The following is a 24,589-nucleotide window of genomic DNA, read 5'->3' as shown; positions in this document are numbered from 1 at the left end:
GATACTTGCTGCACAGCTTGAACTATCGGTTGGTGGATAATGGCAATGTGTATGGCGATTGCACTATGTAGTGCTATGGCAAAGCCATGACCGACTTTCGCTCAAGCAGCAGTTCAGTGTGACAGGATGCTAGTCTACAGGCAGACTGCCTTTGCGCTATATTATGGAAAGATAAAGGATGAAACTTATGGAAACGAACGTAAATTTTCTTGGGCTGGGCATTGGCGAATCGCTGAATGATGCGTTGTCCCGTTATGGCATTACCGCACCATCACCGGTGCAGGAGCAGAGCATTCCGCTTATTTTAGAAGGACGCGATGTGCTTGCACAATCGCAGACAGGTAGCGGCAAGACGTTGGCATATTTGCTGCCGATTTTGCAAAAGATCAATCCAGAACAAAAGGATATGCAGGCGCTCATTCTCGCACCAACGCAGGAGCTGGCGATGCAGATTGTTCGCGAGTGCGAGCGTTATGGTGAAGAGAAAGGCATCACTTCACTGGGTCTGATCGGCGGCGCGGCAATCAAGCGTCAGATCGAAAAGCTGCGTCGTCATCCGCATATCGCGGTTGGTACGCCGGGACGTATCAACGAGCTGATCAATGTACGCAAGCTGAAAATGCACAATGTTAACACCATCGTAGTTGATGAAGTCGATCAGGTATTGGGACTGGGCGGCGGCGCGGATGTACATCGGATTATCAAAAGCGCTAAACGTGACCGTCAGCTCGTCTTCCTATCTGCTACGATCAACGAAGAGATTCACAGCATCGCTCATCGCGAGATGAAGGATCATGCGATCGTCGGCATCGAGCCGGGACAAACAGCGTCTACGATTGATCATGTGTATTTTGTAACCGAGGAACGCGACAAAGTCGATACACTGCGCCGTGTGCTGCGTCATTACAAAGCGCCGCGCTCGATCGTATTTGTGAACGATACTGAGCAAATTGCCGAAGTAGAATCCAAGCTGGAATATATGGGCTTCAAAGCGCGCGCCATTTATGGAGATGCTGACAAAGTTACTCGTAGTACCGTGCTAGCGCAGTTCCGCTCTGGCAAAGTACAGGTGCTAGTCGCAACCGATGTGGCTGCACGCGGACTGGATATTGAAGACCTGAATCTGGTTGTGAGTCTAGACCCGGCATTTGACGCGGAATTCTATGTACACCGTAGCGGACGTACCGGTCGTATGGGCAAAAAGGGCGTATCCGCTTCGATCATTACTGAGCGCGAGCGCTTCATTATGCGTAAATTCAACGATACGCTGCATATTTCGTTGAAGGAGCTTGTTCTAGAGAGTGGCGAAGCACGCACCGCTTCCCCAGCCAAGCCGCGCAGCAAAAAGCCGGTCGTTCGTAACGACAAACCAGCTGGCAACGATACAAGCAGTAGCAATCCGGCAGCAACTGGCAACGGCAACGCGACTGCATCTAGCAGCAGTCAAGGTCAGTCGGACGGCTTCGGCAATCAGGAGCGCACATCGGCGGAAGCTCCATCCCGTCGTCCAGCTTCTGGCAAGGCGACACCAACCAAACGTGACGGCAAAGCCAAAGTGCGTAAAGCCGATCAAAAAAGCAAAGGAGCGCCAAAATGGCTGAAAGCCAAACGCAACGGCGCTTCTGAGGAAAAGTGAGGTTATGATTCATGGAACAGGTACCTGTACTTCAAGTAGACCGTCTGACTGGCGGCTACAGTCTTGGCAAGCCTGTCCTGCACGATATTAGTTTCAGCGTTGGTCGCGGCGAGATGATCGGTCTGATCGGCTTGAACGGTGCAGGCAAGAGCACAACGATGAAGCATATTCTCGGTTTGATGACACCGCAAGGTGGCGAAGTGCAGATTCACGGAACAACGCTACAGGGCGATGCGCAGCAGTATCGTTCCTCGCTGGCATTTGTACCGGAGGCTCCGCAGCTGTATGAGGAAATGACGGTGCGTGAGCATCTGGAATTCACCGCACGCGCCTACGGAGTCAGTCAGAGCGATTATGAACAGCGGGCAGCGCGCCTGATCTCGTTATTTAATATGGGTGAAAAAGAAGACAGTCTGTCGATGCACTTGTCAAAGGGCATGAAGCAGAAGGTGATGATCATGTGCGCCTTCGTGGCAGCACCGCCGCTGTATATTATTGATGAGCCGTTTCTTGGGCTGGACCCGCTTGGTATTCGTTCTCTGCTTGATTTTATGGTGGAAACGAAGCAGGGCGGCTCGTCAATTTTGCTCAGCTCGCATATTTTGTCTACGATTGAGAATTATTGCGACCGATTCATTGTGCTGCATAAGGGTCGGGTGATTGTACAAGGTACATTGGAGCAGATTCGTGAGCAGACGGGTCAGCAGGGCGTACCGCTGGAGCAGATTTTCTATGATCTGGTGCAGGACTCGACGTGGACGGTTAGCAATGATTAATCTGGCAGAGCTGCGGCAAAAGCGGCGTGGCGAGTTCTGGGGTCAGATTTTGCCGTATACGCAGTATATTGTCCAGAGCGGTGTGGCGGTTGTGACCTTCTTTCTGCTCATTGCCTTTGCCGCTTGGTATACGACCTTTGTACAGCACATTCCGGCAGGCTTGCCAGTATACTGGATTATGCTGGTGCTGCTGACACCGTTGACTGTATACGGAACGGTACGCACGTATATGCGACCAGCAGATGTGATCTTTATGCTGCCGCTGGAAACGCGGATGCGGGACTATTTTGCTCCGGCATGGCGCAGCAGTGTGATCGGCAAATACATCTGGCTGGCGCTGATTGCGCTGGTGGCTTGGCCTTTTTATGTGCGGGCTGCTGATGATGCCAAGCCGCTGCTGCTATTATTCGCTGTACTGCTGCTGCTCAAAATCGCCAGCAATTATGGTAGCTGGCAAGAGCTACGCATGAACGGACAAACCGCGCGCGTATGGTTCCGACTGCTGCGGTATGTGTATATGACGGCGGTGCTAGCGGCATGGCTGTGGTTGCCACTGACTACTGCGGGTGTGGTTGTCATTGTAGGCGTTATCGTCTATTGGCTCGTACTGCGTCTGCCCGGTAAAGCGGCTGTACCGTGGGAACGACTGATCGCCGCTGAGAAAAATCATGCCGCAGGTGTGATGCGTATGCTGGGCTGGTTTGTGGATGTACCGACCGGTGATCGCAAAATCAATCACCGCCGTTGGCTCTCCTTTATCGGTCGCAGAGTACCATGGAATCAGGAGCAGGCATTCCGCTTTCTGTTGATTAAAACCTTTGTGCGCAGTGAACTACTGCCGACTCTAGCGCGCTTTGTTATGATTGGCATTGTGCTGGTGCTGCTGACACGGATGTCGTGGTTTGGGGTAGCGGTGTATCTGCTGTTTATCCTGTTGTCTGGTGTTCAGATGACGATGCTGCGCAAACAGCATACTGATACGCTGTGGCTGTCCATTTATCCGCTGCCAGTAACGGCGCAGCGGCTGGAAACAGTACGTTTGATCACACATGCTCAAGTAGTGATTGCAGTGCTGATGTGGATTCCGTTTTTGTTTACCGGTGATCCGCTGCGTATGGCGTGGACACTGGCAGCTGGTCTGTTGGTCGTATGGATGCAGCGCGCCTCGCTTAATCGCAAATGGCTGCGCGATCTGGCTGCTGACGATGAGTTGGGGTAAAGAATAAGCTACAATATTGCCAACGGTAATACGTGTAAGAATAGATAAGTATAATTACAGCGCCGGTGCTTCATAAGCCCGGCTTGCTGTCGTTCCATCCAGCGACAGACAAGAGGTAGCATCCTACAAAATGATCAACAACCGGCAGACAGGTGGTGAGCACCGATGGAGATGAAAAAAATAAATGAGCAGGAAGTGGACAGCCTGCAAACGCTGGCAGAGATGATCAGCGAAGTGATGGGCAGTCCCGTAACGATTGAGGATGAAGCGCATCGGCTGCTTGCCTATAGCATGCACGATCCAAATACGGACCCCGCGCGCATCGCGACGATTATCGGTCGCCGTGTGCCGGAGCATGTCCAGCGAGCGTTGTATGAATCTGGGGCGATGCAGCAATTGCAGGATAGCGCTGAACCGCAGCATATTCGGCAGTTAAGTGATGTAGGCTTGAGTCGTCGGATGGCAATCTCGGTTCGTCATTATGATGAAGTAATTGGCTATATCTGGCTCTTGGAGCATGACGGTTCCTACAGTGATCAGCAATTGGAGCAGTTTCGTCGGGGGGCTGTCATTGCCGCTTCCAAAATGATGCAGCAGCAGCAACGTCAACAGAAGATCGATCTGCTGCGTCGTCTGCTCAATGGTCGTTTTCAATCCGAACAAGAAGCAGCAGAGCAGGCGCGCAGTCACGGTATTGAGCTGCTGCCGTATCATTATGTGCTGATTTTGGAGCAACAAGAAGCGGGCAAGCTGCATACGTGCATCGAGCGTATTCAACAAGCGGCTTCTGAATATGCGGTGCGTATTCCTCTCTATATGGAAGAAAACAATCGATTGATTATATTATGCGGCTGTCATGCTGGTCAGCAGCCTTCTGATCTGTCTACGCGCATTCGTTCTATGGCAGCGCGGATACAGCAATGGCTGCCTGTAACTGAATTTGGTTGGCTCGCTGCAGGAGAACAGGTTAGCTCGGCACTGCATATTCAGCGCAGCTATGAACAGGCAAAGGAGCTGATCGTGCTGCATCAGCATTTGCCAGAAACGCAGGCGATTACGTACTATCCAGATGCGGGCTTTTATCGGTATTTGCCAGCGATCTATCGTGAGTCACGGCAATTCCCAATATCATGGGGACCGCTAGATCGTCTGGCTGCCTATGATCAGGAGCATAATAGCAATCTGCTGCAAACGCTCGCGGTGTTTCTAGATCAGGATAGCGACAGCAAGCAGGCGGCAGCAATTTTGCATGTGCATAGCAATACGCTCAATTATCGTCTGCGCCGCATTGCCGAGGTGAGCGGGATTAACCTGAATAGCATGGCGGAAAAGGTGACGCTATATTTGGAATTGAAGCTGCTCTGGTTTGACGGCGAGCATTCCACGTAAATGTGTATCGATACTATAAAAGGGCATACATCCTGCGAAAGTGTAGAGATGCTTGGAAGCAATAAAGCCTATGTTCCCATTCCAAATGATTACGAATTGATACGAACCTGCCATCAGCGGGTAAAAGATAACTATAATGCCATGTAAACTGACCAGTATATCCTAACCTACGTTGCAAAATGATTTATTAAGCCTCCTTTCATGTCAATTTAAATGACATTATTGGAGGCTTTTTGTGTTTTTAAACAAGTGTAATCCATCAAATTTGGGGAAACAGACGATTACATGATATTTTAGCTATCCTATAATGAGTGTATGGTTCAGAAACGTTCGATACAGCAACACATTTTAAGGAGGAATGGACATGAATATTGGAGTCCCGAAGGAAATTAAAAATAACGAAAACCGTGTGGCAATTACGCCTGCAGGTGTAGCGACGTTAACTGGCGCAGGGCATCACGTATATGTAGAGAGCGGAGCAGGAGTAGGCAGTGGATTTAGCGATGAGGCATATGCGGCTACTGGCGCGACACTGCTGAATCAAGCGGCGGATGTATGGGCAACCGCCGATATGATTCTCAAGGTCAAAGAACCGCTGCCATCGGAATACGGTTATTTCCGCGAGGGACTCATTCTGTTCACATATCTTCATCTGGCGGCGGCTCCAGAGCTGGCTGCTGCGTTACTGGACAAAAAGGTGATCGGCATCGCGTATGAAACGGTAGAAGTGAATCGGACGCTTCCGCTGCTGACTCCGATGAGTGAGGTTGCTGGACGGATGGCAGTACAGATCGGTGCACAATTTTTGGAGCGTCCACATGGCGGGAAAGGCATTTTGCTGAGTGGTGTACCGGGTGTGAAAAAAGGCAAAGTAACGGTGATCGGTGGCGGTGTAGTTGGTACCAATGCAGCCAGAGTAGCTGTTGGTATGGGTGCAGATGTGACCATTATCGACCTGAGTGCAGATCGTTTGCGTCAGTTAGAAGAGATTTTCGGTTCATCGGTACAGACGCTAATGTCCAATCCATACAATATCGCGGAAGCGGTAAAAGCATCTGATCTGGTCATCGGTGCCGTGCTCATTCCGGGTGCGAAAGCGCCGAAGCTTGTGAGCGAGGACATGGTCAAGCAGATGGAAGCTCACTCCGTTATCGTTGACGTAGCCATTGATCAGGGGGGGATCGTGGAAACGGTAGATCGGATCACCACCCACAATGACCCAACCTATGAAAAGCATGGCGTCGTTCACTATGCCGTCGCTAACATGCCGGGAGCAGTACCGAAAACTTCGACACTCGCGCTGACCAATGTTACGATGCCATATGTATCGCTAATTGCCAATCTCGGTTTGCGTGCTGCACTGGAAAAAAATGCTGCGCTCAAGCTAGGCGTCAATACCGCTGCTGGTTCCATGACGTATGAGGCAGTTGCGCGTGATCTTGGTTACGAGCATGTAGCAATTGAGCAAGCGTTGGAAAAAACCTTTGCTGCGATGAGTTAAGCCCTTTTTGATCCGGCACTAACTGGTATGAGTTGATATACCAATATAAAACAGTATCCCTTCATCATTCCTTGTAGCTTTCGGCGATGATAGCCAAGGCTTGGAACGATGAGGGGATTGTTTTGTTTCTTTTGATTGGTGGAAGTGAGGCAGACGTGTACTCAAGTCTCTCGCTTGCCATATCTTACTTTCATATCACATGTTCATTTCGTACTCTTCATATGTTGTGCTTTGTATATAGGAATTTCAAGTCAAACCATCTTGTAATATAGCCAAAACAGATCACTATGTATGAAAAGCACTCGTTTCATTTCAGCCTATTGTAATTTCGTATGATCTTTTTTGATTTTGCAGGATATTTTCTTACTGCTCAAAACATTATAATGTTATATTATCTAAAGTATCATACAACCCCTTATCCCATATCGCAGGAGGCTATGAATGAAAATTACAAGACATGAAGCCAATCCGATCGTCGTACCCGGTGAATACGAGTGGCGCAAAGTGACTGTATTCAATCCCGCCGTTATCGTGGACAATGACAAGTTTTATATGATCGAACGTACTGCCGGTTCACTAACTCCGTGTAAAAACTATCTAGGTTTGCTGGAAAGCGAAGACGGCGTACATTTTACCCATGTCGTGGATCAACCAGTGTTGACGCCGGATGAGCTTGGCTTTCCATATGGTAGCGTACAGGACCCACGCATCGTCAAGATCGACGATACCTTTTACCTGAATTATGCACTGCGCCCATGTGCGATGAATTACTATCCGACTGGCGCTGGTATTCCCGAGCGCTCCATTCCGCAATATCCCGACGGCTGGGGGGAAGAACCCGGACACTGGCTCACCCGCTCTGGTATTGCATCCTCGACGGATCTGATCCACTGGGAACATGTATCCAATACGACGCCACTTGAGATCAACGACCGTGACAATATTCTTTTTCCTGAGAAAATTAACGGCAAATACGTCCTGCTGCGCCGTCCCGAAGAATACATAGGTCCTGAATATGGCACTGACAAAGCAGCAATGTGGATCACCTATTCGGACGATCTCATCCACTGGGACGAACCCAAGCTGCTTGCCAAAGCACAAAACATGGACTGGGAATCCCGCAAAATCGGTGGCTCTACACCACCGATCCGTACTGAACAAGGCTGGCTAGTTCTCTACCACGGAGTCGACGACCAGATTGTATACCGCGTCGGCGCCATGCTGCTTGACCTAGACAATCCCGAAATCATCATCGCCCGCACCCACCAATTCATCATGGAACCCGAAACCTACTACGAGAAATTCGGCTTCCAAATCCCTAACGTCATCTTCCCAACTGGCAACATTGTCAAAGACGACCTGCTCTACATCTACTACGGCGTAACCGACACCGCCATCGCTCTAGCAACCGTCCCCCTAACCGACCTCATCACCCACATCCTAGACCCCAACTCCTAACCAACTCCCCCAAAAAGGAAGTGCCCACCAGCACTTCCTTCTTCACATACCAAACCAATCCCCTGTTTCAACTCACCTCATACCCTTCCCTATTTGAGAAGTAAAAGAAGCAAGAATAATGATCAAAAAAATCAAACTTGCGATTTGAACAGATGAAAGAAAACAAATTGCTAAACACAATCTAGTAAATCAAATAGAAATATTTTCATATGCATTACTCAATCAACCTCCAAATCGTTCAAAATAATTCTGTCTCTATACTCCTACCACCCATTTCTAAAAGAGACGGTTTCTATTTATGATGCAAACTGCACGGAACGAAGGAAAGGAAATAAGGGAAAAGAACGACCTTGGAGCCGCGGGAATCTTCATTCCTTCCTATTCCAAAAGATTCCCGCGGCTCCACCGGAGTTCGTTCCCTTATTCCTTTCCGAAGTGGTGCCCAGTATCATAACAAGAACCCTTCCTTTTCAGAAAATAAAAAACATTTCATGTCAACTTACATTCCCTAATCATCCCAATTCAAACTACGTACTCCAATAATCTAGGATATAATCGTAGTTTTATAGGATATAGTGTTTCTCCTCGTTTCTTTATAATACGTAATATCACATGTGAAGATAAAATACCTGCTTGCCTACCATCATCCATCATCCTACTCGGCAGCAGTTCCAATCATTTCAATCGAAAGTAGGGGTTAGTATGAAACGATATTGGACCGGAAGCAAAATTTGGGTACTGGGTACATTGGTTGCGCTTATCCTCCTGACCACGGCCTGTGGCGGCGGCTCTAGCGAGGGTGGTAGCGGTGATAAAGTAACTCTGAAAATCATGCACCCGTGGACATCACCCAATGTGGATAATCAGGTATACAAAGCGCGCATCGCCGAATTTGAAAAGCAGCATCCGAATATCGAAATTAAGCAGGATGAAGTGCCAGCCGAGCAGTACAAAACCAAGCTGCGCACACTAGCCGCCGCCAACAATCTAGCGGATATTAATGTCGTTTGGCCCGGTGTCGATTTGCAACCGCTCGTTACCGGCAATCTGTTGATGCCGATTGACGATCAAATGGACAATTGGAAATCGCTGCTACGTGAGGATGCTCTGGCTGGCTTTAACCAGAATGGTCATCAATATGCGATTCCCACCAAGCAAACCTTTGTCGACATCATTTACTACAACAAAAAAATGCTGGCAGATGTGGGCTACTCTGAGTTTCCGAAAACCTATGCCCAGTTTACCGATGCTGTGAAAAAGTTAAAAGCTGCGGGCATTACCCCGATGGCACTGGGCAATAAAGGAAAATGGCCGCTGCAATCCACCTATCTATCGATCATCGGCGACCGTTTTACTGGTAGCGACTTTCTGAATCAAGTATTAGAGAAGAAAGCGACCTTTACTGATCCTAACTATGTCAAAGCCATTGGTGTCATTGCTGACCTGAGCAATATGGGCGCGTTTAATACCGATGCCAACAATATGGATTCCGTGCAGGCGCAGGATTATCTGATTCAAGGGAAAGCTGCGATGCATATGTCCTCATCTACTGTGGATGGACGCGTTCGCATGACGAATGAGCAGGGCGACCAGTTTGGTATCGCATTGTTTCCGAGTATGAAGGATGAAGGCGGTACAGGCGATCCAGCAGTGAGCGCAGGCGTTGCGCAATACGGCATCGCACTCAAAAATGATCTAGATGAGCAGCAAAAGGCAGCAGCACAGGAGTTTATGAAATTCTTCCTATCCAAAGAGCTGTATACCCAGCTGGTAAGTGAAGGCATTCTCGTTCCTGCCAATGTCGATATTCCCGACGATGCCAGTCCTTATATGAAGGAAATGATCAAACTGACCAGCAATGGAACGGCACCGGTATTCGATGGCGTTGTCCCATTACAGGTCACGGACGTGGTGCAAAATGGGCTACAGGCGCTCACACTTGGTCAGGGTACACCGGAGCAGGTAGCACAGGAAACGCAGGCGGCATACGACAACATGAAGTAAGGGGGCTTCGCCATGCACACACTCAAAGGAACACGGCTGGCGATGATGCTCGGTCTGCTGCCTGCGCTGATCATTTATGTCGGCGTGGCGATCGTTCCGATTGGTCTGTCCATATATTATTCATTGATGAATTGGGACGGTATTGGCTCCATGAGCTATATCGGATTAGATAATTTCAAAGAGATTTTTCAGGATGCCGTCTTCTGGCTGTCGGTCAAAAATAACATTATCATCATGATCACCGGTCTGATCGGTCAGCTGCCGCTTGGCTTGCTGCTCGCCTTAGCGCTTAATCGTGGACTGAAAGGTTCTAGCTTTTTTCGGACGATTGGCTTTATGCCGGTCGTGATCTCCTCGGTTATGGTATCGCTTATCTGGGGTATGATCTACAACACCGAATACGGTACGCTCAATAGTCTACTTGGCTTGATCGGATTGGAGTCATGGCAGCAAAACTGGCTCGGCAATCCAGCGCTGACGATGCTGTCAGTCAGTATCGCTTATATTTGGCAAAATTGCGGATTGTATATGATCATCTTTTTGGCGGCGCTGCAAAATATACCAGAAGAAGTAAATGAAGCCGCCGAGCTGGACGGCGCCATCGGCTGGCGGCGTACATGGCGAATTACGATTCCGATGATTCGCAGCACAATTATGGTCTGTGTTATTTATAGCATCAGTAACTCGTTCCGTGTCTTCGATCTGATCCAGATTTTGACGGGCGGGGGACCAGCACATGCGAGTGAAGTGATGACGGTATATATGTACAACAGCGCCTTTATGAGTATGCGATTTGGGTATGGCAGTGCGGTATCCGTATTGATTCTGCTATTTAGCCTTATCGTGATTACGATTATCAATCGAGTACTGCGGGAGAAGGATGCTTGAGAAAGGGGGAGTAGTAGATGGTGCGGACATCGCCCGGTTTTAAAATCGTGATTTATGTATTTCTCAGTTTATTTGCCATTATGAACATTGTGCCGCTGTTCTGGATGGTGGTCGGCTCCTTCAAAACGGAGCAGGAGCATGCCATGAACCCGTTCTCATTTCCAAAACGCCTGCAATGGGATAATTATGCGCAGGCATGGGATGTGGCGCATATGGATACGTATTTTCTGAATAGTATCATCGTAACGTTTGCGGCGATGATCATTACCGTGCTGCTGGGTGCGTTGGCGTCGTTCTTTCTGGCGCGCTTTCGCTTTCGGCTGCGTGGACCGCTCTATGGATTGTTCTTGCTCGGTCTGCTAGTGCCGATTCATGCGACTTTGATTCCGATCTTTTTGATTATGCAGAAGCTGCATTTGATCGATACGTACTGGTCGCTTATTTTGCCGTATATTGCATTTCATTTGTCGCTGACGATTGCGATATTGGAAGGCTTTATGAAAAATCTGCCGAAGGAGCTGGAAGAGGCAGGGATTGTGGATGGCTGCGGGATTTTTCGGATATTTTGGCATATTGTATTGCCGATTACGCGACCGGCGCTTGTCACGGTTATTATTTTGAACTTTATTTATAATTGGAATGAGTATTTGTTTGCGCTGGTGCTGATTACATCGTCGGAGCTGAAGACGCTGCCGCTCGGTCTTGCCAACTTCGTCGGGATTGAGACGGCAAGCTTCACCTTGCAAATGGCAGCATTGACTATTGCACTCATTCCGATCATCATTTTCTATCTGTTGCTGCAAAAACAACTGGTTACTGGGATGACAGCAGGTGCAGTCAAAGGCTAAACTATACACAATCATTGAACAGCAGGAACAGCAGGAACAGCAGGAACAGCAGGGAGGCGTCGCAATGAACCGATATGGCGGATTTCGCAATTTTGGGCTAAAGCGCAAGGCGCTGGGCATTTTCCTGCTGTTTATTATTTTGCCAACGTTCGGTGTAGGTGTGATTGTACAGCATCAATTTAATGAAGCATTGCAGGATCAGTTTATTAGCTCGACTCGGCGTAATCTGGATACAGTCACCAGTCAGCTTGCCGAGCAGACGAAGATGGTGGAGGATATTGCCGACTATATGATTCTAAATCCAGATATGCGTGCCTTTTTGCAGCCATATCCTGTGTTGACACCTGCTCAATTGGAAAATCGTAAGCGCAATATCGAGGGCTTTCTCACCTTTCAATTGATCTCAAAAAGCTATATTCGTTCGATTGTTATCAACGGATATAATGGCAATAACATTCTGATGGGCGAGCCATTTAGCGGCAGCGAGCAATCGTGGATTCGACAGGCGGAAGCGCGTCGCGGCGGTATCGTGTGGAGTACGGGGTATCCACTGCATAGCGATTGGGCGGGGGAAACGCAGTTGATCTCGCTATTTCGCATCATTAACTCATACGATGAGATTACGCGTCCGCTAGGGCGGCTGATTGTACGAATGGACGAAGCCAGTATGGTCAAACTGCTGGATAATGGTATTTTCAAGGATGGCGGATCGGTGTGGCTCGTCAATGATCAAGGGCATACGGTTCTAAGCGCAGGTCAGCCTTTGCCGGAGCGATTCACTGCTGATCCGGCGTTTGTAGATATATTAACTGCCGGTGTAGATGATCAGGTGACCTTTCCAGTACTCGGTAAACAGGATTATCTGTCCTTTTCCCGTACGATTGATACGGCGACGGGCTGGCATATTGTAGCGCTGATTCCCCAATCTAAGGTGAATGAAGGCTTTCAGGGGATCAAATGGATGATGACGCTTATTTTGGGTGCAATTCTGCTGCTCAGTCTGAGCGCGCTGATCGGATTTCATTTTACAATTATCCGTCCGATTCTGGAATTGAAAAGGGAAACGAATCGAGTGAGCCGCGGTGACTTTCATGCCAGTGTCGTTATTCGCTCGCGCGACGAAATTGCCGAGCTGGGACGTAAGTTTAACGAAATGGTCATTACGATCCGCGAGCTGATTGATTACAAATACCGATTGGAGCTGCGCCAGCGCGAATCGGAACTCAAGCTATTGCAGGAGCAGGTCGACCCGCACTTTCTCTACAATACGCTGGATATGATCCGCTGGACGGCACGCTTGGAAAAGGCAGAGCGTTCCAGTCAGCTGATTGAGATGTTATCGCGCTTTTTCCGTAATGGCATGACCAGCAAAAGCTATCGTTCCACCTTGGAGCAGGAGCTAGAGCTGGTACGATCGTATCTCTACTTGCAGCAGCATCGACTGGGCGGACGGCTGCAATATAGTCTGTATACCGAAGCAGGGCTAGAGCAGCAGCTGATGTTAAAGGCAACCATTCAGCCATTGGTGGAGAATGTGATCAAGCACGGGCTAAATCGTCGGCAAAATGTCAATCAAATTGCTGTTCGCTGCTACCGAGCAGAAGCTGAGATCCATATTGATGTGATCGACAATGGCAAAGGAATGACACCGGGGCGGCTGGCAGAGGTACAGCAGTTGCTAGACGGTCACGGCGATGAGCAGCAGCGGCGCGGAGCGCTTTGCAATATTCACGATCGATTATCCATCTTTTTCGGAACGCCGTACGGATTGAAAGTGATCTCTTCATCGCAGGAGGGTACATGGCTGCGCATCGTACTGCCGGGAGAGTCAACGAACAGAATGGGCGGTGAATACAATGCAACAGAATACGGAAGCTAGAGACAACCAAGATCGTATTCGGATGCTGATTGTAGACGATGAGCCAGTCATTTGTCAGGGCTTGCGTCATACGATTGACTGGTGTGAACTAGGAGTGGAAGTGGTCGGCGAGGCGTATGATGGATACGAGGCGCTGGAACTAGTGGCGGAATATGGCGTTGATTTGGTGCTAACGGATATTTGCATGGAGGGCATGGATGGGCTAAAGCTGGCAGAACAGCTGAAAGCCCATTTTCCGCAGGTGCATGTCATTATGATTAGTGGACATGAGGAATTTGATTATGCGCGGCGGGCGATGAAGCTGGGCGTACAGGATTATTTGCTCAAGCCGGTAGAGATTGACGAGTTGATTAGCGTTGTGGGTGGCGTAGTTCAGCAATGGCAACAGCGTCAGACTGTACAGGAGGAGAAGCTGGAAGTCGAAGCAGCGGCATGGTTGCTGCGTCAAGCACGGCATATTGCGAATGATCCGCTGCCTGAACCAGTATGGCTGCAAGGGCAATCGTTTACTGTACTGGCAACATGGTTGGAGCATTATCAGGAGCGCCATGCCGGTCATCCGCCGCAGCAATATGCCGAGATTCAGCAGCGATGGCAGCATCAGCTGGATAACACATTACAAGCAGCAGGGTATCGCAGTGTGTCCTGCTTTGAGCATCACAATCTGCTGGTAACCCTCATTGTAGATCAGGAAAAAAGAAATTCGACGCATCCCGTACATCCCCCGCTTCAATCAATCATTACGCAGATCATAGAGGATCATTCGTCAGAGCAACCATTGCAGGGCGGGCTATCGACAACCTATGACGAACTTGCTGCTACATCGCTGCATTGTCAGGAAGCGATACGGCTGCTATATCAATCGGTACGAGATGAACAGCGGCTCATTATAGGTGCAGATGCTTCTCAGGCTGTGAGCATGGAGCAAGAGCTGCCGATTATAGACACCGCGGACTATTGCCGCCGTTTGACCGGTGCATTATTTCAGCAGGATCATGAGTTGCTGCTACAGCTGATTGCGCAGCTGTTTGCCGAATATGATCATCATCGGTATTTGCTGAGCGATATGGTGCAAACGTGCGAGGAAGTAACTATTTTGCTCCGTCAGCGTCTGCGTAACAGCGGCTTGCAGGAGGGGGCGTCAGAGCCGATCATTCGGCTAGCGCTGCCTGCTTACAACTCTACTGCTGCCCTACAGGCACAGGTGGGCAAGGAGTGGCGGCAATTGCTCGAGCAGCTGGGACGACAGGGATTGGATCGTCATTACTGGAGTATCGAAAAAGCCAAAACGATGATTCGCCAACAATACGACACCGATCTGAAAGCATCTGAGGTCGCTGCATGGCTCAAAATTACGCCCGGCTATTTCAGTTATATTTTCAAACAAGGCACCGGTCAGAGCTTTACCGAATATATGAATGAACTACGGATACAGGAAGCGAAAAAGCTACTATCTACGACGCCATACAAAATCTTCGAAATCGCGGATCAAGTCGGTTATCGGGAATACAAATATTTTGTCTCTATTTTTAAACAGGTAACAGGCATGACGCCCAAAGAATACCGGACATTGAGCGTGACACGGAATCATTGTTCCTAATGCAACTAGATATGATGATATACAGATCCTCAACCAAAGACTCATCGGAAAAAGATAACCTTGTATGCGATACAGGTGGCTTTTTCCGATGAGTCTTTTCTAAATCGCTACTGATAAATAAAAAATAACGATATGATAAAAAATATTGATGACATAATGTTATATAAGTTAACATTGAGAGGGCTGAAAATTCTAAACGAGAACCTACGTAAAACTACATAAACCTACAATGCGCTATGAATGAAATCACTCTAAAATGCATATTTATTTATCGAATGTATAGAAAAGGTGTAGAAAACGAAACATAAAGACGTTTATCCAGCATATTATTCGGAATTTTGAAATATTAATTCATAATATGTTCCAATATATGAAGTATTGGATTAAAACTTTTGATTGCTCTATACATGTGGTCTATGTATACTTTAGTCAAGTTATTATATCTTTATATGTTATAAAAACTTACATTAAAGAGGGGGATTACAAAGTATGAAGTGGAAATGGAATGGTTTGGTGGTAGCAACATTGATTACCGGTCTACTCGCAGGTTGCGGTAATAGCGGCAGTACAGGAACAACAACCGGTGCATCCGGGGGAGAGAGCAGTGGAGGCAAAGTAATCAAAATTGCCACCCAATCGCCATTGTCGGGCGGTAGCTCGATTCAGGGCGAAGCAATTCGTCTCGGCGCACAGATGTCGCTTGAAGATCATAAAGAAGAATTCACCAAACTAGGCTATTCCCTCGAACTCGTTCCTTACGATGATCAAGGCGATCCGAAAAAAGGCGTTGCCAATGCCGAGCAAATCGGTGCAGATCAATCGGTACTGGGCGTAATCGGCCACCTGAACTCCGGTGTATCCATTCCATCTTCCGTTGTGTACGAGAAATACAATATTCCAATGATCTCGCCAGCCAGTACGGCAACCGAGTTTACGGATCGCAAGCTGAAAGTCGCTAACCGCGTCGTAGCGCGTGATGACTTCCAAGGTCCGGCAGCCGCCAACTATGCTGTCAACACGGTCGGCGCGAAAAAGATCTTTGTTATTCAGGATAAAACAGCTTACGGTCAAGGTCTTGCCGAAGCATTCCGCGATAAAGCACAAGAGCTAGGTGCAACGATCGTCGGTTACGAAGGCATTACAGTCGGCGAAAAAGATTTCAACGGCGTACTTAACATTGCGGCGACGCAAAATCCAGACTTTATCTTCTTCGGCGGTCTGTATGCCGAAGGCGGTCTGATCATCAAGCAGGCACGCGACAAAGGTATTACTGCACCGATTATGGGCGGCGATGCACTTGATTCCTCCGGTCTGGTGGAAGTGGCAGGTGCCGATGTCAAAGGTGCACTGTACAGCTCCGTAGCTGGTGAAATTGCCAAAATGGAAGGCGGGGCTGACTGGGCAGGACGCTACCAAAAAGCATTTGGTAAAGCGCCGGAAGGCTACTCCGCTTATGCGTACGATTCCATGACAATCATGCTGGATGCGATCAAGAAAACGGTCGAAAGCAGCAAAGGCGAGATGCCAACACGCGAAGCGGTTCGTGATGCAGTACGTGCAACTAAGGATTTCAAAGGGATTGCAACCGAGGTTTCTTTTGATGACAAGGGTGATAACTCCTTTGCCAAAGTCTACATTTACGAATTCAAAGGCGACTCGTATCCGGGTGAACTGGTTTCCGAGGTGAGCCAATAATACGGAAGTTAGCATGCGGCCAAAAGGTATGTGCAGGTTGACGGCATACCTTTTGGCTCTTGTTTTATTCCTTACGAAAGGGGTACGTTCATGTTCGCAACTATCTTACAAACATTGCCCCAGGTGCTCATCGACGGTCTGGCATTGGGCGCGATTTATGCGGTCGTAGCACTCGGATACACGATGGTGTATGGCATTCTGGAATTGATCAACTTTGCGCACGGAGAGATTTTTATGACCGGAGCGTTTGTCGGTACCGCTGTTCTGTTCGGATTTCAGGCGATGGGCTTGTCGAGTGGTATGCCGCCGTGGTTATCGTATGTACTGATTCTGTTTATTGCGATGATGGTAACGGGCGCGCTCGGTGTGGGCATTGAACGGGTGGCGTATCGTCCACTGCGCAAAGCACCCAAGCTGATCTCGCTCATCTCGGCATTCGGTGTATCGTTTGTGCTACAGGATGTGGTGCGTTTTATCGCCGAGCTGAAAACGGGCAATTATATCGTCAGTGTACCGCAGCTGTTTGAAGGACGCTTTACACTCGGCTTCTCGTCGTTGTCGGCTGCATTCGGCAATGCCACAGTGAAGACGAATACGATCTTTATTTTTATCGTAGCGATTGTATTGATGATTGGGCTGGACATTTTCGTCAATCGTTCCAAATGGGGCGGCGCGATGCGTGCGGTAGCGCAGGATCGTGAGACGGCTTCACTGATGTCGATCAACGTGAACAAAGTCATTTTGCTAACCTTCTTTATCGGTTCGGCATTGGGCGGTTCGACAGGCGTTCTGTTCGCTCAGCAATACGGCACAATTGATCCGTATATCGGCTTTATCCTCGGTCTCAAAGCGTTTACCGCTGCGGTATTAGGCGGTATCGGCAATATCCGTGGTGCCATGTTTGGTGGTGTCGTAATCGGGGTGCTGGAGATGTTTGCTTCCGCCAACCTAGGCATCATGACTGGCGGCAACTTCGGCGCAGAATACAAGGATGTATTCGCCTTTGCGATTCTGATCGTCGTACTGATCTTCAAACCGGAAGGCTTGTTTGGCAAAGCCGTCAAAGAGAAAGTGTAGGTGAAGCATATGGGAAAACTGGCAAATGTACGCTCATCGCTGCGCGGCAGCAAGCTGGCACAGGGCTTGATCCTGATCGCCTTTACCCTCGTGACGGCGGGGGCGGTCTATCTGATGGATCGTTCAGTCACCGCCTTTCTGTTAATGTTGGCATCGCTGCTGTTGCTGTATTACACCTCCTTTACCAATGGGATCAAATGGATCATCGCTCTAGTGCTGCTGGTTGTGGTCATTCCATTTGCGACGTCCGGTGGACCGTCGTATGAATCGTATATGGAAGTCGCAACCCAATGTGGCATCTATGTCGCGATGGCACTGGGACTGAATATTGTGGTCGGCTTTGCCGGTCTGCTGGATATGGGCTTTATCGCCTTCTTCGCAGTTGGGGCATATACGTACGGTATCTTTGCTACCGATCAGGCGAACAATTTTATCTCTGGTGAGCTGTTCCCGCTATCAGGCGGTACGTTCTGGATCTTCATTTTGCTCGGCGGCTTTATGGCAGGCATCTTCGGGATTCTACTCGGTTTGCCAGTGCTTCGGGTTAAGGGCGATTATCTGGCAATCGTTACGCTCGGCTTTGGGGAGATTATCCGTATTATCTTTAACAATCTGGAAAAGCCGGTCAACATCACCAACGGGGCGATGGGCTTGTCCTCGATTCAACCGCCGGATTTGTTCGGCTTTGACTTTACCTTTCCACATCAGTTTTACTTTATCGTGATTGCTATTTTGCTTATCGTCATCTTCGCAGTACGCCGATTGGAGCATTCACGGTTAGGACGCTCATGGAAAGCGGTACGGGAAAATGAAATCGCCGCTCAATCGATGGGGATTCCGCTGATCCGCACCAAGCTGATCGCCTTCGCGATTGGGGCTTCCTTTTCCGGTATGATGGGCGTTGTGTTCGCAGCGAAGCAAACCTTTATCGATCCGACCAGCTTTACGTTGATTGAATCGACGACGATTCTCGTTATGGTTGTGCTTGGCGGTATGGGTAGTGTGCCGGGCGTTATCCTCGGTGCCAGCCTCGTCACAATCCTGAATTTGCAGGTGCTGACCGAAGTGACCAACTGGCTCAATCAGTTGTCCATGCAAGGCGTAATCAATGTACCAACGGCGTTATCTCCATCCAAAATGCAACGGTTTATTTTCGGCATGATCCTGATTCTGGTTGCCATCTTCCGTCCTAACGGTCTGATCGCTGCCAAAAATCGCAAAATTCCGAAGGAGGTTGTTACCGGTGACCATCATCCAAACCCTAAAACCCCTGCTGCTGCCATTCGCACCGAAGTTAGCTCGAAATGAAGAGGATACATTAGCGCGGAATAGTGGACGTACAACCGTAGTAACACGCCATACGGCTAACGATAGTCAGATAGAACAGGATGTGTCCAAACAGCGTACTTCCTTCTGGAAAAGTGGATATAGTCATCTGACTAGCTCCATTGTGGCGCGCTACACGCCTGCGACGATCGTGCCTATACCAATCTCGGAGGATCGACACGATCATTAAATCTACACATGGAATAGCCATCGACAGAGCAGACATGAACATAGCGATAGCTATTGTCATACGATTGAATCTGTACAAATATACAAAAAGGAGGTTGGTAGGATGAGCATCCTGAAAGTGAGCCGATTGACCAAGACATTCGGTGGACTGACTGCGGTGGGCGGCGTGGATTTTGAATTTCCGCGCGGTCAGATTTCCGCGGTCATCGGACCAAACGGTGCGGGCAAGACGACCTTTTTCAATATGATTACCGGTATTTATGTGCCAGATGGCGGTAGTATTCAGCTGGATGGCGAATCGATTGTCAATGTGAAGCCAGATCGCATTACTGGCAAAGGCATCGCCCGCACCTTTCAAAATATTCGGCTGTTTGGCAGCATGACCGTACTGGAAAATGTGCAGGTCGGTATGCATATTCATCTGAAAACAGGTGTTGTCGGTACGCTGCTCAATCTGCCACGTGTTCGGCACGAGGAGCATCATTCACAGCAAGAGGCATATCGATTGCTGGAATATGTTGGGCTGGCGGAATGGTACAATGCTGAAGCAAGCAGTCTGTCATATGGTGCACAGCGACGCTTGGAGATCGCCCGTGCGCTGGCAGCCAAGCCGAAGGTGCTGCTGCTCGATGAGCCTGCTGCCGGTATGAACCCGCGCGAAACTGCCGACCTGACTGGACTCATTCGGCGCATCCAGAGTGAACTGAACATTTCTATTATTCTGATCGAGCACGATATGAAGCTTGTAATGGAGCTGTCTCATCATATTCTGGTGCTGGATCATGGGGTGAAGATCGCCGAGGGCGGACCAGAGGATATTCGTGCCAATCCGAAAGTGATCGAGGCATATCTCGGTAAAAGCGCGGTGGAGGAAGGAGTGGTGGCGGAATGAGTCTGCTGCAACTAAAACAGGTCGAAGCATATTACGGCGCCATTCAAGCGCTGCGCGGTATCGATATTGAAGTGAGCGAGGGCGAGATTGTGACCCTGATCGGCTCTAACGGAGCAGGCAAATCGACTACGCTCAAATCGATCTGCGGTCAGGTGAAGATGAAAGGCGAAATCTGGTTTAACGGCAAAAACATCACCGCCCAACCACCGCATTTGACTGCGCAGGGCGGTATCGCCCATGTGCCGGAAGGGCGACGTATTTTCCCACGTTTGACGGTCAAAGAAAATTTGGAAATGGGCGCGTTCTCGGTTAAAAGCAAAAGCGTAATCAAAGAGCGCATCGAAAAGGCATTTGCCTATTTTCCTAGATTGAAGGAACGGTACCATCAGGTGGGCGGTACGATGAGTGGCGGTGAGCAGCAGATGCTGGCGATTGCCCGAGGTCTGATGATGGGACCGAAAATCCTACTGCTGGATGAACCGTCAATGGGACTGGCGCCGGTCATTGTGGATCAGATTTTTGAGATTATTCAGGAGCTAAACCAAACGGGCATGACGATTTTGTTGGTGGAGCAGAATGCGTATCAAGCGCTACAGATTGCACACCGCGGATATGTCATCCAGACGGGCGAGATTACCTTGCAGGATGTGGCTAGCGAGCTGCTGAAAAATGATCAGGTGAAAGAGGCATATTTGGCGTAGATAAGCAGTTTATAAACGATAAACGATTCGTAGTGATGGATCGTAAAGATTGATGTGATCCGATGCTATAGGATGTGCAAGATCATCTCTCACCTTCTAATCATGCATAAAAAAGCCAGTCCTGATAAAAGGGGCTGGCTTTTTTATACATGATTCTATTTTGTTATGGTTCTGTTTTGTTGTTCTGCTTGTCTCGATACTCCGCTATGCTTTTTACCAATTACTCAATTCTGTATTCAATTGCTTCAACGTTGCAATCTTATCAGGCACGGTTGCATCGTTAGCCAATGCTTGTTGACGGGTAAGAGCAGCTTGTAATTGCGCTGTATCTTCTTCAGGGGCATAACGATTAATCAGCGTTTGTGCTTCAGCCGCGGCTTCACTCAGCCATGTGTCTACTGTCGGAACGGTAATACGCACGACTCGGCTCGTTTCTAGACTCTGGATGTTAAATTGTACCGTTACATCGTATTGTTGCGCATCCGTACTGCCATTGTATTGCAGTAACTGTACATTATTTTTGTAATCGGACAGACCGAGATACGTATCTGTGGTCACGGTACTTGAATTTGCTGTGGTAGACGTTTGAACCGGCTTGATAGAAGTTATGGTGCGCTCGACATTTGAGTCGCTGCCATTTGTAATCAATTCAACCGCTTGCTGTGGGGTTGTATCGTATGGCAAAGTCAGGCTTGCAGGCAGCAAATCTGCTTCATCATTCATTTGTTGTTTCCAATCATTCAGCTGCGTTCTGTCCTGAACTGGCATGTATGGCGAATAAGGGACAATATCAAACAGACTATTATAATCCCAAAATTGCAGTTTACCGTCTTTGACTTCCAGATCAAAGACGCGCCATACCATTTCGTCACCGCCAGTGTTCGGAATATCATAGGTTTTCATCGGTGCGCTGGCATCTCCGACATATACCTCTACTCTTGCAGACGAACGGCTCAGAGTAGCTGCACTGGATGAATTCATAGCACTATAGTTCGTCACATAGAAGAGATATTCTCCATCTGTACGTTTGCGAATCGTTATTGTTTCCGGTCCATATGATTCTTGCTGGTCTTGTTCCAGTTGAGCATACACTTCATTGTTATAGATATAGTTGTGATCATCTGTCGGAGAGATATGGAAACCGTATCCATCTCCGGCTGGACCGATCAGATGAGCATCCTCATCCTGCGGAAATTCGCCCCAAGTCAGTACGATGCGAATCTGATCCTGCTCCGCGTTCGGAATGGCAACCGCATCCGTTTCAGTATATTGTTCTGCCAGAACAGAAACGGTAACGTACGTAATAAGGTAGCCGTCTTTTTGCAATTCGGCAGTGTAGACGCCGGGAGGCAGATCCAATCGATACTCGCCGTCACGTCCGCTTTCGGTCGTCGTTACGATGGGACCAGTACGTACATCCATGCCGCGGCGGAAAGAAATCAACATGTCCGTTACCCCGTTACCTTGCAGATCGGCAATCCGTCCAACCGCACCATTGATGCGGAAGCTGCCTTTGAGCGAAGCTTTCAGTAATGAGGATGGACCGGATGGTTCTACCGTCATTTGTACGATTTTGCCGTAATTGACTTCTTTCACGGTAAACGGTGCAAAACGTAGCGAATGACTGGCGCTATCGTAGTGCAATGAGGTCAACAGCAAAGGCGAGTATGGTTTGCCATCCAGCGTGACGGTTATTTTCATATCGCTCATATTCAATCCAGCATAAGCTAATTCTGCTGGTAAAGTCGCTTGTCCGTTGATCATATCCAAATTGTAGGTTTGCGGCTCTGTTACTTCCGGTGCAGATGGTGGACTGGTTTTGTCCTTGTCATCGTCTTTTCTAATATTCGTTGTTGCTTGTGGAGCACCTAATGTATCGCCTTGTACTTTTGCAGTAATACCACTACTTAGGGTTGTTTGTCCAACTCTTGGTGTGATAGCGACACCAGCAGAACGGATATATGCCTGATTGATCGTTCCATTCCCGTTTACGGTCGTTGGTGCATTCAAACTGAGTGTACCGATCGAGGCAGCAGTCGGCAGATTAATGCGATTGTTGGCTGCATTAGCGGATACTGCCAATTGCTCCACGCTACCGCTCTCCAGTTGAATACTCACACCAGAGGAAGCGACATCGACCGCATCAAAATGCCCTTTCATGCTTACCGTCGAGCCAGATGGGATAAACGAAGACAAAATCACATTGCTGAAGCCAGAAGCTGTCGATGTTTCTTCTTCCAATGTAGCTCCAGATTGCAGCAGTAGCTGCTGAATGGTCGTTGATCCGGCAGTGACGAGGCGTACATTGCCACTTTTCTTATTCACGATCACGTTCGCAAATGTAGAATCCTTCAAATGAATGCTGTGACTGCCACCGCCATTGATCGTTGTCGTACCTTTAACCGTAACATGATCCAGCAACAGATCGCCTTCGCCAATCCCTTCACCGAGCAGCAGATCGCCTTCAATGATCGTATTGCGCAAGGTACTGCCTGCGGCATTCAACTGTACATTGCCAGCTAAAGATTGCTGTCCGCTGGCTGGACCATAGACACCTGCTGTATTGTATACGGTTGCGGCTGAAGTCGCTGCCTGCATGGAACGATCCAATACGGTAACGGCTTCGGCGCGGGTCGTTGTATCTTTGGGACGGAAGCCTTTTTCGTCGCCTTTCATGAGACCGCTGTCGATGACGGCGCCGATGGAGCCTTTACTCCAAGAGGGGCTGTTGACGGTATCTGTCAGTGTATTCGCTGAATTGGATGATTTTAGCTTCTTCAGCGTGGTTAGAATGACTGCGAGTTCCTGCCGACTGACTTGTTGATTGGGGTGGAAGGTGGAATCTTTGTATCCTTCCATATAACCTTCTGCTTTGGCAATGGCTACATCATTGTAGTACCAATCGGATGATTGCACATCGGTATAGTGAATGGAAGTAGCCTGTGTGAAGCCGTATGCTTTGTTGATCAAAGCAGCAAGCTGTGATCGGGTGACACTTTGATCGGGCTTTAGACTACCATCTTCAAAACCGCTAATATATCCTTTGGTTTGCCAATCGTTCAATACTTGCTTTGCCCAGTGATTCTGTGTATCTGTTGCTGCGTGAGCCGTCGACATACCAGTGAAGCCTGTCATAGGCAGCACAAGAAATGTGCTTAATAACAGCACAGCCCACGGTTGTACTTTCTTTTTAGTCATTCTGCTTGTTCCCCCAATTGAATGGATATAAGTTGACGTGTATATAATCCACAACTTTCCGCCTATAATTGCTATTTTTTATCTATTATTATAGGAAATAGGTATGTAGGTATATGGATTCATAATACTATAACAAAACGGATTTGGAAATGGATTTTTCCTGCAATGGAAAGGGATGGATGTTGCATGATGAACCTCATTTCCATTCGCCAGTCATCAACCTAATATCAACCCCGCAAACGTTAGGCTCGCACGTTTTTATCATAAAAAAAGCCTGCGGAGCTCATACCGATTACTCAGCATATCCCGCAGA

At 48.6% G+C, this 24,589-nt stretch carries 18 protein-coding genes; 17 read left to right on the top strand and 1 reads right to left on the bottom strand.

The genetic code is table 11. The features are described 5' to 3' along the window. Positions 1-187 precede the first annotated feature (187 nt). The 17 genes from ABXR35_RS17005 (at position 188) to ABXR35_RS16925 (ending at position 21,078) form a co-directional block, all read left to right on the top strand. Positions 188-1,636: a DEAD/DEAH box helicase gene (locus ABXR35_RS17005; protein WP_367063103.1), complete on the top strand. Its 1,449-nt coding sequence runs from the start codon at positions 188-190 to the stop codon at positions 1,634-1,636. Between the two features lie 11 nt (positions 1,637-1,647). Continuing rightward, positions 1,648-2,412: an ABC transporter ATP-binding protein gene (locus tag ABXR35_RS17000; protein WP_367063101.1), complete on the top strand. Its 765-nt coding sequence runs from the start codon at positions 1,648-1,650 to the stop codon at positions 2,410-2,412. Continuing rightward, complete coding sequence (locus ABXR35_RS16995; RefSeq protein WP_367063099.1) at positions 2,369-3,631, top strand: ABC transporter permease; 1,263 nt, start codon at positions 2,369-2,371, stop codon at positions 3,629-3,631. The genes ABXR35_RS17000 and ABXR35_RS16995 overlap by 44 nt, the downstream gene beginning before the upstream one ends. A 165-nt stretch (positions 3,632-3,796) precedes the next feature. Further along, positions 3,797-5,020, top strand: coding sequence for a PucR family transcriptional regulator (locus tag ABXR35_RS16990; RefSeq protein WP_367063097.1), 1,224 nt, complete (start codon positions 3,797-3,799; stop codon positions 5,018-5,020). A 364-nt stretch (positions 5,021-5,384) separates the two neighbouring features. Then, positions 5,385-6,521, top strand: a complete 1,137-nt coding sequence (gene ald, locus ABXR35_RS16985) for an alanine dehydrogenase (protein ID WP_367063095.1) — start codon at positions 5,385-5,387, stop codon at positions 6,519-6,521. 441 nt (positions 6,522-6,962) lie between these two features. Continuing rightward, entirely contained in the window at positions 6,963-7,979 is a 1,017-nt protein-coding gene (locus ABXR35_RS16980) for a glycoside hydrolase family 130 protein (protein ID WP_367063093.1), read from the top strand. A 702-nt stretch (positions 7,980-8,681) separates the two neighbouring features. Then, positions 8,682-9,983 (top strand): extracellular solute-binding protein, encoded by a 1,302-nt coding sequence (locus ABXR35_RS16975; protein WP_367063091.1) that lies wholly within the window; start codon positions 8,682-8,684, stop codon positions 9,981-9,983. 12 nt (positions 9,984-9,995) lie between these two features. Further along, positions 9,996-10,871, top strand: a complete 876-nt coding sequence (locus ABXR35_RS16970; RefSeq protein WP_367063089.1) for a carbohydrate ABC transporter permease — start codon at positions 9,996-9,998, stop codon at positions 10,869-10,871. Between the two features lie 17 nt (positions 10,872-10,888). Next, positions 10,889-11,719, top strand: coding sequence for a carbohydrate ABC transporter permease (locus tag ABXR35_RS16965; RefSeq protein WP_367063087.1), 831 nt, complete (start codon positions 10,889-10,891; stop codon positions 11,717-11,719). Beyond that, positions 11,703-13,598, top strand: a complete 1,896-nt coding sequence (locus tag ABXR35_RS16960) for a sensor histidine kinase (RefSeq protein WP_367063085.1) — start codon at positions 11,703-11,705, stop codon at positions 13,596-13,598. Before ABXR35_RS16965 ends, ABXR35_RS16960 begins: the two co-directional genes overlap by 17 nt. Next, complete coding sequence (locus ABXR35_RS16955) at positions 13,576-15,198, top strand: response regulator transcription factor (RefSeq protein ID WP_367063083.1); 1,623 nt, start codon at positions 13,576-13,578, stop codon at positions 15,196-15,198. The genes ABXR35_RS16960 and ABXR35_RS16955 overlap by 23 nt, the downstream gene beginning before the upstream one ends. 489 nt (positions 15,199-15,687) lie before the next feature. Then, a complete protein-coding gene (locus ABXR35_RS16950) occupies positions 15,688-16,893 on the top strand; it encodes a branched-chain amino acid ABC transporter substrate-binding protein (RefSeq protein WP_367063081.1) in 1,206 nt (401 codons plus the stop codon). Positions 16,894-16,983: 90 nt separating this feature from the next. Beyond that, on the top strand, positions 16,984-17,970 hold the full coding sequence (locus tag ABXR35_RS16945; protein ID WP_367063079.1) for a branched-chain amino acid ABC transporter permease: 987 nt from the start codon (positions 16,984-16,986) through the stop codon (positions 17,968-17,970). 9 nt (positions 17,971-17,979) lie between these two features. Then, positions 17,980-19,278: a branched-chain amino acid ABC transporter permease gene (locus ABXR35_RS16940; RefSeq protein ID WP_367063077.1), complete on the top strand. Its 1,299-nt coding sequence runs from the start codon at positions 17,980-17,982 to the stop codon at positions 19,276-19,278. Beyond that, on the top strand, positions 19,214-19,486 hold the full coding sequence (locus ABXR35_RS16935; protein ID WP_367063075.1) for a hypothetical protein: 273 nt from the start codon (positions 19,214-19,216) through the stop codon (positions 19,484-19,486). Before ABXR35_RS16940 ends, ABXR35_RS16935 begins: the two co-directional genes overlap by 65 nt. A gap of 102 nt (positions 19,487-19,588) precedes the next feature. Further along, a complete protein-coding gene (locus ABXR35_RS16930; protein ID WP_367063073.1) occupies positions 19,589-20,377 on the top strand; it encodes an ABC transporter ATP-binding protein in 789 nt (262 codons plus the stop codon). Then, positions 20,374-21,078, top strand: a complete 705-nt coding sequence (locus ABXR35_RS16925; protein ID WP_367063071.1) for an ABC transporter ATP-binding protein — start codon at positions 20,374-20,376, stop codon at positions 21,076-21,078. Before ABXR35_RS16930 ends, ABXR35_RS16925 begins: the two co-directional genes overlap by 4 nt. A gap of 213 nt (positions 21,079-21,291) precedes the next feature. Here the strand turns inward: ABXR35_RS16925 and ABXR35_RS16920 are convergent, their stop codons facing one another. After that, positions 21,292-24,276 (bottom strand): S-layer homology domain-containing protein, encoded by a 2,985-nt coding sequence (locus ABXR35_RS16920; RefSeq protein ID WP_367063069.1) that lies wholly within the window; start codon positions 24,274-24,276, stop codon positions 21,292-21,294. Between the last annotated feature and the right edge of the window lie 313 nt (positions 24,277-24,589).

The organism is Paenibacillus sp. JQZ6Y-1 (genome assembly GCF_040719145.1).
In the GTDB taxonomy this organism is placed as follows: Bacteria; Bacillota; Bacilli; order Paenibacillales; family Paenibacillaceae; genus Saccharibacillus; species Saccharibacillus kandeliae.
This window is presented reverse-complemented; position numbering and strand designations above follow the sequence as displayed.

Coding starts and splice junctions, on each gene's coding strand:
- ABXR35_RS17005 (WP_367063103.1), top strand. CDS start 188: ATGGAAACGAACGTAAATTTTCTTGGGCTGGGCATTGGCGAATCGCTG.
- ABXR35_RS17000 (WP_367063101.1), top strand. CDS start 1,648: ATGGAACAGGTACCTGTACTTCAAGTAGACCGTCTGACTGGCGGCTAC.
- ABXR35_RS16995 (WP_367063099.1), top strand. CDS start 2,369: ATGATCTGGTGCAGGACTCGACGTGGACGGTTAGCAATGATTAATCTG.
- ABXR35_RS16990 (WP_367063097.1), top strand. CDS start 3,797: ATGGAGATGAAAAAAATAAATGAGCAGGAAGTGGACAGCCTGCAAACG.
- ald (WP_367063095.1), top strand. CDS start 5,385: ATGAATATTGGAGTCCCGAAGGAAATTAAAAATAACGAAAACCGTGTG.
- ABXR35_RS16980 (WP_367063093.1), top strand. CDS start 6,963: ATGAAAATTACAAGACATGAAGCCAATCCGATCGTCGTACCCGGTGAA.
- ABXR35_RS16975 (WP_367063091.1), top strand. CDS start 8,682: ATGAAACGATATTGGACCGGAAGCAAAATTTGGGTACTGGGTACATTG.
- ABXR35_RS16970 (WP_367063089.1), top strand. CDS start 9,996: ATGCACACACTCAAAGGAACACGGCTGGCGATGATGCTCGGTCTGCTG.
- ABXR35_RS16965 (WP_367063087.1), top strand. CDS start 10,889: ATGGTGCGGACATCGCCCGGTTTTAAAATCGTGATTTATGTATTTCTC.
- ABXR35_RS16955 (WP_367063083.1), top strand. CDS start 13,576: ATGCAACAGAATACGGAAGCTAGAGACAACCAAGATCGTATTCGGATG.
- ABXR35_RS16950 (WP_367063081.1), top strand. CDS start 15,688: ATGAAGTGGAAATGGAATGGTTTGGTGGTAGCAACATTGATTACCGGT.
- ABXR35_RS16945 (WP_367063079.1), top strand. CDS start 16,984: ATGTTCGCAACTATCTTACAAACATTGCCCCAGGTGCTCATCGACGGT.
- ABXR35_RS16940 (WP_367063077.1), top strand. CDS start 17,980: ATGGGAAAACTGGCAAATGTACGCTCATCGCTGCGCGGCAGCAAGCTG.
- ABXR35_RS16930 (WP_367063073.1), top strand. CDS start 19,589: ATGAGCATCCTGAAAGTGAGCCGATTGACCAAGACATTCGGTGGACTG.
- ABXR35_RS16925 (WP_367063071.1), top strand. CDS start 20,374: ATGAGTCTGCTGCAACTAAAACAGGTCGAAGCATATTACGGCGCCATT.
- ABXR35_RS16920 (WP_367063069.1), bottom strand. CDS start 24,276: ATGACTAAAAAGAAAGTACAACCGTGGGCTGTGCTGTTATTAAGCACA.